Origin of the sequence: Paenibacillus sp. MER 180, from assembly GCF_023713665.1 — a bacterium.
Taxonomy (GTDB): Bacteria; Bacillota; Bacilli; order Paenibacillales; family Paenibacillaceae; genus Paenibacillus_B; species Paenibacillus_B suaedae.
Genome location: NZ_JAMAVT010000016.1, coordinates 122,684 through 131,152, shown reverse-complemented (window position 1 = coordinate 131,152; position 8,469 = coordinate 122,684). Strand labels below are relative to the sequence as shown.

Below are 8,469 nucleotides of genomic sequence, written 5' to 3'. Positions count from 1 at the left end.
CCGCTGTACGACATGTAATTTTACTTCTAATGATACTGGACTTCTTTTAGACATTAGAAAAACTCCCATCATTGTAGCAGTAGAAGTTTTGTTTTTCCTACTGTCTACTATGATGGGAGCATATCATTTAGTGAAGTAATCGGCCTTTTTTTATTTTTGCGGCAGAAGATAGCTGGGACTTCCAACATACTGTTAAGGGCTGATGATGCTGGGTATGTTTTAGAGTGATTCATTTCGATATTGAATGGTGAAAAAGGTATGCAAGAAGGAATGAATTGCTTACAATAGTAAGGTTGGGAAAGGAGTGTATGATGAGTTTTTTTAGCTTGATATTATTTGTCCTGTTTGTTTTTTTATTTATAAGGGAAAAAAGGCGTATTAGTCTTTCATTCCTATTCATAGCAGCTTTAGCGAATTTAGCGCTGAGTCTAGTGGCGTTCTCCAACCAGATCCCATGGGTGAACTTAATTGTGGCCGCGGCTATCCTTGCCTCTGTTCCTTTGAGCGTACTGTTTGTGAGCATATATTTGCTGCTTAACGGACGAATCATGCTGAAGAAGGAAAGCAAGAAGTTCGCGAATATGCTGTCATTATTATTGAGTCTTCTGATATTTGCGATGATCGGGATGTTTTTCTACATTTTCTTTATTTCTTATAATGATAAATTTGCGATTTTTTATATCGGGACGCTGCTTATCTTCATGTATTTTTCCTTTGTGTTCGTCAGCTTCCTAGCGTATGCAATTTTTTATCACTACTGGAGAATATGGTACAAGCCTGATTTCATTATCGCACTTGGCTCTGGCTTGATCGGAGGGGATCGTGTTCCCCCGCTGCTTGCGTCGCGTTTGGATAAAAGCATTGAACAATATATGAAGTATCATCAAGTGCCTAAAATTATCGTGTCGGGCGGCCAAGGGCCAGACGAATTGATTAGTGAAGCAGAGGCAATGAAGAAGTATATCGTGGCGAAGGGAGTTACAGAGCAGGACGTGCTTATGGAGGACAAATCTCGCAACACGATGCAAAATATGCTGTTCTCGAAGGCCATTATGGACGAGATGAAACCCGATCATAAAAGCATCTTCGTTACGAACAACTATCATGTATTTCGGGCAAGCATTTATGCGCGGCTCGCCGGATTGAAGAAGTGTGAGGGTGTTGGCGCGAAGACAGCAAGATACTACATGCCAAGTGCGTTCATACGTGAGTATATCGGGATCATCATGATGTACAAATGGTGGCACCTCGCAGTAGTAGCAATGATCGTATGTTTTACCGTCTTGCTGTTGAGAACGGCATTATGATGGAGAAAAGATCGAGCAAGGGGGAGCTGATTAACCCCTGACTCGATCTTTTGTTTTATTTCAGTATGACTTTGAAACGCCCTAAGCCTTCGTGTTTTTGTTTACGGATTATTGCGGCTTCACCATAATCTTTACTTGGTTTTTCTCTTTCAAGAGCGCCTCGAAGCCATGATCAACGACTTCATCCAATTGGATGCGCTTCGTTACCAGCTTCTCTGCTGGGAAGTAGCCTTGCTCCATCAATTTGATAACCGCAGGGAATACGTTGCGGTAACCGATGATGCCTTTCATTGTGCGTTCCTTCGTTACAATTGCATTCGGTTTAATAGTAGCTTCTCGCTCGAAAATGCTGACGATCATCACTTCACCGCCGAGCTTGGCTGCATCAATGGCATTGTTCAGTACAGCAGGAACTCCCGTTACTTCATAAGCGACATCCACGCCGCCGCCTGTCCGTTCGCGAAGCTCCTTCACGACATCGACTTGCGAAGGATCAAGTACAATGGCTCCGAGTTCTGCTGCTTTTTGCTTACGCTGCTCGGACAGTTCAATTGCATAGATCTCCGATGCGCCAGCAGCCTTCAATGCTTCGATAACAAGCAATCCAATTGGGCCTGTACCGAATACGGCTGCACGATCCCCAACTTGAAGCTTGCTTTGTCGAACTGCATAGAGAGCTACTGCGGAAGGTTCAACAAGCGCGCCTTGCTCGTAAGAAACGCTGTCTGGAATCTTATGCACCATGTGCTCGTCTGCTGCTACATATTCGGAGAAGCCTCCACCGCCGCCAGCGAGACCAAGGAATCCCATCTTGTCGCAGAGGTTATACAAGCCTTGCTTGCAGGCTTCACATTCACCGCATGCGAAGATCGGCTCTACAACAACGCGATCACCCTTCTGGAATTTGGTTACACCTTCACCGACCTCGACGATCTGTCCAGAAAATTCATGTCCCATAACGATTGGAGCTTTCTCTCCAGTTAGAGGATGGGGAGTGCTGTCTGAAATGAAGATCGGTCCTGCCGTATATTCATGCAAGTCGCTGCCGCAGATGCCGCAGCATTCGACTTTAATTTTCACTTTGCCTTTGCCGGCTGCTGGTTCTGCAATGTTCTCCACGCGCAAATCTTTGACGCCATGCCATCTTAATGCTTTCATGTGCTCATCTCCCCAGAAGTATAGAAATGAAATACTGTATGAAATGGAAACGGGAAAATATTTTCGGAAACGTTTCCGATATTAAATATGTCACACTCTCAGCGTGATGTCAATCACAGTCTTTTGTTGCAGGAAGATCAGGTGAATAATGTGAATGCAGATGGTATGATACAGAAATAAGGCTTGGCTGGAATGGTGGAAGCAATTCCACTTGTAACGAGAGGGAGATGTACCAGTGGTTCAGAGAAAAGTCACAATCGAGGATGTTGCACAGCGAGCAGGGGTCGGATTGGCAACCGTATCGCGTGCAATCAATGACGCAGACGGCATTAGTCCGAAGACGAAGGCCAAGGTGATGCAGGCGATTGAAGAGCTAGGCTTCGTGCCGAACTCCTTCGCGCGCAGTCTTAAGGTACGGCAGACGAAGCAAATTGCGCTAGCCGTTCCCGATATTCGAAATGCCTTTGTTCCGGAGATTGCCTATTCCGTCGAGCAGGCGGCCAAAAATTACGACTACCGTGTCGTTCAGATCAATACATTAGGGAATGCACGAGCAGAGCTCGAAATACTCAGGGAAGTGAAGAAGCTTCATGTAGACGGTCTGATTGTCCTGCCGCTAGCTTACCCTGCAACGCTGCCTGACTTGATTAATAAATCGAGCATTCCGATCTCCGTTATTAACTATGGGAAGAAGCTCGGTGACGATGTGAAGGCGGACATCGTTAGTCTATCTACGCAAGAGGGTAAACTTGTCATGGAGCATTTCATGAACATAGGCCGGACGCGGATTGCGTATGCAGGTGCGCCGAAGCATATCATTGAGGAGCGTTTCTTTGCCTACGAGGATGCCCTCCCGCAAGTAGATAGCTCTCTGGTCTATCTCGGAGATGATTTCTCGATGCAAACGGGATTGAAGGCAGCCGATTATTTCGCAGGTCTAACGAAAATGCCGGATGCGATCTATGCGGGCAATGACATGATTGCGATGGGACTGCTGAACCGATTCAAGGAATTGGGGATCCGCGTGCCCGAAGACATTGCGATTGTTGGCATTGATAATATTTTGTGGGGAACGATTACGACGCCGCGGCTTAGCTCTGTGTCGATCATGGGAGCAGAGGTTGCCAGAGTAGCGACTGAACTGCTGCTTAACCGGATCATCGAACAGAAGCGCGGTGTATATGAACGAGTGCAGTTTGAGCCTCGCCTCATTGTTAGAGAATCGAGTGTGGCGATGACACGCAGCTCGCAGCAGTTGGACTGATCCATATCTTAGGGAAGAAGGGTAAGCTATGGTCAAGGCGGATGATGTGCCTCCTAATATGACAATATCATTTTAGGAGGCTAAAACCATGAAGTTTCATTTGATTGATATCGATACGTGGAATAGAAAACCTTACTATATTCATTTTTTGAACGAAACAAGATGTACATTCAGTTTGACTGCCAATATCGATATTACGATTCTGCTTGATAATCTGAGAGAAAAGAACAAGAAGCTTTACCCGGCGCTTATTCATATGACTGCTAAGATTGTGAATGCATATCCCGATTTCCGAATCTCCTATGATGAGGATGGAGGACTCGGATATTGGGAGAGCATGAACCCGAGTTTCACGATTTTCCATCCTGAGGACAATACGTTCTCTAGTCTATGGGCCTCATATACAGAAAAATTCCATGCTTTCCACGAAGGCTACCTAGCGGATGTACGGCAGTATGGCAAGGTGAAAGGACTACTTGGTAAAAAGGATCAGCCTGCAAATACATTCCCTATCTCTTGCATTCCATGGGTAAGCTTTACGGGATTCAATTTGAATGTGTTCAATGAGGGGACGTATTTGTTGCCGATCATCACATTCGGAAAGTATTTCGAGCAAACGGGTCGAGTCCTGCTGCCCGTATCCTTGCAGCTGCATCATGCGGTATGCGACGGGTATCATGCAGGCTTATTTGTTGGCGAGCTGCAGCGATTCGCTGATCATAGCAAGGAGTGGCTAGATGATCCGAATTAATACACATGATTGAGCAAAGTAATGAAGCCGTTGGAACAAGGCCATAATTAGCCGTTGTTCCAACGGCTTTTTTCATTGATGTGGAGTCGGTGAATGATGGTCTGACACAGTTTTGTCACAATTTAAAAAAATTATAAAGGAGTATGAAACATTTTCCTTGTTTGATGCATCTAAGTTGCAGGTGGTAATTTTAGACTTGGATATGATTGCAACTTAGGAGGATGAAAAAGTGAAGAAACTTGTGTCAGGTTTTGTTGCTGCGGCACTCGGCTTTACGGTGGTAACGCCCACAGCTGTGCAAGCAGCGCCTGCAACTTACACCGTATATGTGAACGGAAGCAAAATTAATACCGATCAGCCGCCAGTATACACGCAGGGCCGTGTGCTATTGCCGATGGCGGTTATTTTCCAGTCGCTTGGCGCCAGTGTAAGCTACGATTACAAAACGAAGAAGGTATCAGCTTACAAAGGGAGCACCTCAGTAATTCTGAAACTAGGCTCCTCAGCGGCAACGGTCAATGGCAAAACTGTCTATATGGATGTTCCAGCCAATACAATGCAGGGCAGAACGATGGTTCCGGTACGCTTCGTTAGTGAATCGTTGGGCGCAACAATCAACTATGACAATTATCAAAAAGTCGTGCGTGTGACTTCTGGCAGTACGCCGACATACCCGGATCGTCCGACATACCCAGATGAGCCCGACTACTCCGGCGATCTTAGAGGCGTCAATTATGTGACAACACAGATCTCAGGCCAATCCGGAGATGCAAGCGATATTCGTGTCAGCTTCTCCAAGGAACAGTATGAAAATAACCTTGATCAATATCGCGTCATGATTGTTAAAGCGTCGAACTCCTTTAATTTGAACAAGGCTCGTTCGGTATCTTCCAACAATTATACCGTAGTAAACAAGAGCGGTGACGATCCTGTAGTCAGATTGGATTCCCGAGCACGTGACGTAGATGGAGACTACATCCGTACGAATGTGAAGTATGAAGCTTATGTATTGTCAGTGGGCAGAACGAGCAACCAACAGGTGCTCTCGAACCCATCTTCAACCTTTACGTTAGGCGACAACGCGGTTGCAGCGGCAACGAATGTGCAAGTGCGCAATGTGGCGAATTATAACGACGGCCGTGATATGCAGGTCAGCTTCTCCCGTCCTTCTAACGACAGCCCAATTCAAAATTATCGGATTATGGTCGTCAAAACGAAGGATGCATCTCGTTTCGATGCTTATGAAGCAGACCGCGTATCCAGCAATAATTATACGACCGTTCCGAAGTCCAGCAACTCGACGTTGACGACAACCTTGAGTTCGACAACTAGAGATACAGCGGGTGACTTAATTCGCAATGGCGTACCTTATACCGTATTTGTCGTAGCTGTCAGCAATACGAGCTCGTATGTTAATAAGCTATCCTCCAGCTCATCTTCGATCACGCTTGGACAATCAGCTGGTGTTCCAGTGATTACGAAGGTCAGCCAAGTGGGTAATTATGGAGATGGACGCGATATTCAGATCAGCTTTAATCGCTCTTCCGATGAATCGCGCGTAAGCTACTACCGGATTTTTGCAGTGAAATATTCGGATGCTTATCGCTTTGATTTGAATGAAGCTAACCGGGTTTCATCTAGCAATTATTATGATGTCTCGAAGAATGGCTATAGCATTACTTCAACATTGCCATCTAATATGCGTGATGTGAATGGCTCACTAATCCGCAGAGGGGAAACGTACCGTCTGTTCGTCATGTCAGTTTCGAATAGCAACTCTGATTACAATGCATTGTCGGGCGCATCTGATTCCATCAATATTTCGAATAACTCAACGGTGTACAGTGCTTCCAATGTAAGAGTAAGTGATGTCGGAGATTATAATGACGGCCGCGATATGATGGTTACCTTCAACCGGGCCTCGGATGAATCGAATATTAGCCAGTATCGAATTATGGTTGTGAAGACGAGCAGATCGTACCGCTTTGATGTATCCGAAGCGAACAACGTATCCAGCTACAATTATACGTCGATGAACCCGAATGGCAGAGACGTTAGCCTCAAGCTGAGCTCTACTGCGAGAGACGTAGATGGGGACCTGATCCGTAACGGAACCAGCTACCAAGTATATGTGCTTTCTGTTGGACGCGGTAGTTATGTGAATTCCCTGTCCAGCGCCTCAGATACGATTACGTTGTCTAACAATTCGACGGTGTACCCTGCAACGAACGTATCGGCAAGCAGTATGGGTGGAAACTACAATGATGGACGGAACCTGAGTGTAACATTCAACCGTGCTGCAGATGAATCGAATGTGAACCATTATCGCGTTATGGTCGTGAAGTCTTCCAATGCAAGCCGTTTTAATCTAACAGAGGCCAATCGAGTTAACAATTGGAACTCAGCTGTCGTGTATCGGAGTGGCAGCAGCTTGTCACATGTATTCGATCAGGATGCAAGAGATGTAGATGGAGCACCGATTCGCAACGGCAACAGCTACCGGGTATTTGTTCTGTCTGTAAGCTCCAATAGTCAAGCGAACAATGCGTTGTCTGCTCCATCTCCAGAGGTGACGCTTAAAGGCAATGCCTCGGTTGATGTTGTGACGAATGTAGAAGCGAAGATTATTGGCAAAAACGGTAATGCCAGCGACATTGAAGTAGGCTTTAATGCACCATCCAGTAGTTCGTACGTAAATGAATACCGTATTATGGTCGTCCGCGCAGATCAGTCCTATGCATTCGACGCATATAGTGCGGGACAGGTGGGATCATCCAGCTACATTCGGGTTGGGAATCAGAGTGGCTATGTAAGACAATCGCTAACAAGCGGCTTGCGGGATGTTCAAGGCAACGACATTCAAAAAGGTGTTGCTTACCGGGTATTTGTGCTTACGGTAGCTGACAATAGAAGCGGCTCCTCGAATGCCTTGTCTTCGCCTTCTGGTGAATTTGCCTTGGTAGATCAATCCGTGCAGGCACCTACAAATGTGTTTTTGACAAGAGAAGGGGGGAATAACTTCAAGGCCTCCTTCTCGAAGCCAAGCAACGACAGCGGGATTGCCTATTATGCATTGATGGTCGTTCCTTCTAGCTCAGCGAACTCCTTCAACCTGGATCAGGCGAATCGTTTAAGAGGAGTAAGCGTAATTGGCGAAGAATCTAGAATGTTCTCGCTGTCAGATAATGATGCATATGGAAATCCAATTCGCAGCGGCGTTGCCTATAAAGTATTCGTTATGTCCGTAGCGGATGGGCGCAATGCAACAGTGAATGCACTGTCCACCGCATCCAATGAAATGACAGTTGGTGACGGATATTAATCCCCATGATGTGAAATAGAGAAGATAGATAGATGGCATTCAATAAGAGCCTCGGAATGATTTCCGAGGCTTTTTATGTATCACCAAGAGTACAAGAGAGTTGTGTAATGAGTAAGAAATGACTTCAGTGCTGTCTATTAGGTAATTGGTAGGGGAGAGGGGGCTAAGCAGTAGTGGCTCTATAGGAAAATCGACAAATGTGTCGAGCAGTTGGAGGGAATTGCACGAATCTATGGGAGCAAGGATGGAGAGGATAGGGGTGTTTTTGTCGGAAATAGGGTGAAACAACCTTGAAAATGACTATAAAATGACAAAAAATGATTTTTCGTGTCGAAAGATTGAAAAGTGTTATGAAAAAGTATTAATCTTTTCATTCGAGCAACCGATATAAAATATGGGTCTTGAGTTGGATAGGGGATGCGACCGTCCAACATGCTGATATGTAATATGTACTTTAGACCTATTCACGCGATACATGTCACAAGAACTAGTGCGTAACATTGCTATGACATTCTTGCCTGATAATCGATCTGCAACACGCAATGGATACATCAAGAAGAACAACATCAGGATTGAAAGGCAAACTCTTCGAAAGATGAGGACGCAAAGCCGCGGGCCTAACATCTTCACGGATTACGGCGGCCGGGTTGCCATTAATGTTGCGGTA

The 8,469-nt window shown here is 45.6% G+C and carries 5 protein-coding genes and 1 riboswitch; of the genes, 4 read left to right on the top strand and 1 reads right to left on the bottom strand.

The window, feature by feature from the left end; all coding sequences use genetic code 11:
- The first annotated feature begins 470 nt into the window (after positions 1–470).
- Positions 471–1,307, top strand: a complete 837-nt coding sequence (locus tag M3661_RS23045; RefSeq protein ID WP_251488958.1) for a YdcF family protein — start codon at positions 471–473, stop codon at positions 1,305–1,307.
- Between the two features lie 108 nt (positions 1,308–1,415).
- On the opposite strand, the gene M3661_RS23040 is transcribed toward M3661_RS23045, so the two are convergent.
- Complete coding sequence (locus M3661_RS23040) at positions 1,416–2,465, bottom strand: 2,3-butanediol dehydrogenase (RefSeq protein WP_021259621.1); 1,050 nt, start codon at positions 2,463–2,465, stop codon at positions 1,416–1,418.
- Between the two features lie 235 nt (positions 2,466–2,700).
- Between M3661_RS23040 and M3661_RS23035 the strand changes: the two genes are divergently transcribed.
- The 3 genes from M3661_RS23035 to M3661_RS23025 all read left to right on the top strand — a co-directional run bounded on the left by M3661_RS23035 (position 2,701) and on the right by M3661_RS23025 (position 7,802).
- Positions 2,701–3,729, top strand: a complete 1,029-nt coding sequence (locus tag M3661_RS23035; RefSeq protein WP_142545600.1) for a LacI family DNA-binding transcriptional regulator — start codon at positions 2,701–2,703, stop codon at positions 3,727–3,729.
- 88 nt (positions 3,730–3,817) lie between these two features.
- Positions 3,818–4,480, top strand: a complete 663-nt coding sequence (gene catA / locus M3661_RS23030) for a type A chloramphenicol O-acetyltransferase (protein ID WP_065290096.1) — start codon at positions 3,818–3,820, stop codon at positions 4,478–4,480.
- 229 nt (positions 4,481–4,709) lie between these two features.
- Complete coding sequence (locus M3661_RS23025) at positions 4,710–7,802, top strand: stalk domain-containing protein (protein WP_251488956.1); 3,093 nt, start codon at positions 4,710–4,712, stop codon at positions 7,800–7,802.
- A gap of 568 nt (positions 7,803–8,370) precedes the next feature.
- Positions 8,371–8,457: riboswitch (cyclic di-GMP riboswitch) on the top strand.
- The last annotated feature ends 12 nt before the right edge of the window (positions 8,458–8,469 follow it).

What these genes read in the sequence shown, in the direction of transcription:
- M3661_RS23040 (WP_021259621.1), bottom strand. Translation starts at nt 2,465, where the DNA reads ATGAAAGCATTAAGATGGCATGGCGTCAAAGATTTGCGCGTGGAGAAC.
- catA (WP_065290096.1), top strand. Translation starts at nt 3,818, where the DNA reads ATGAAGTTTCATTTGATTGATATCGATACGTGGAATAGAAAACCTTAC.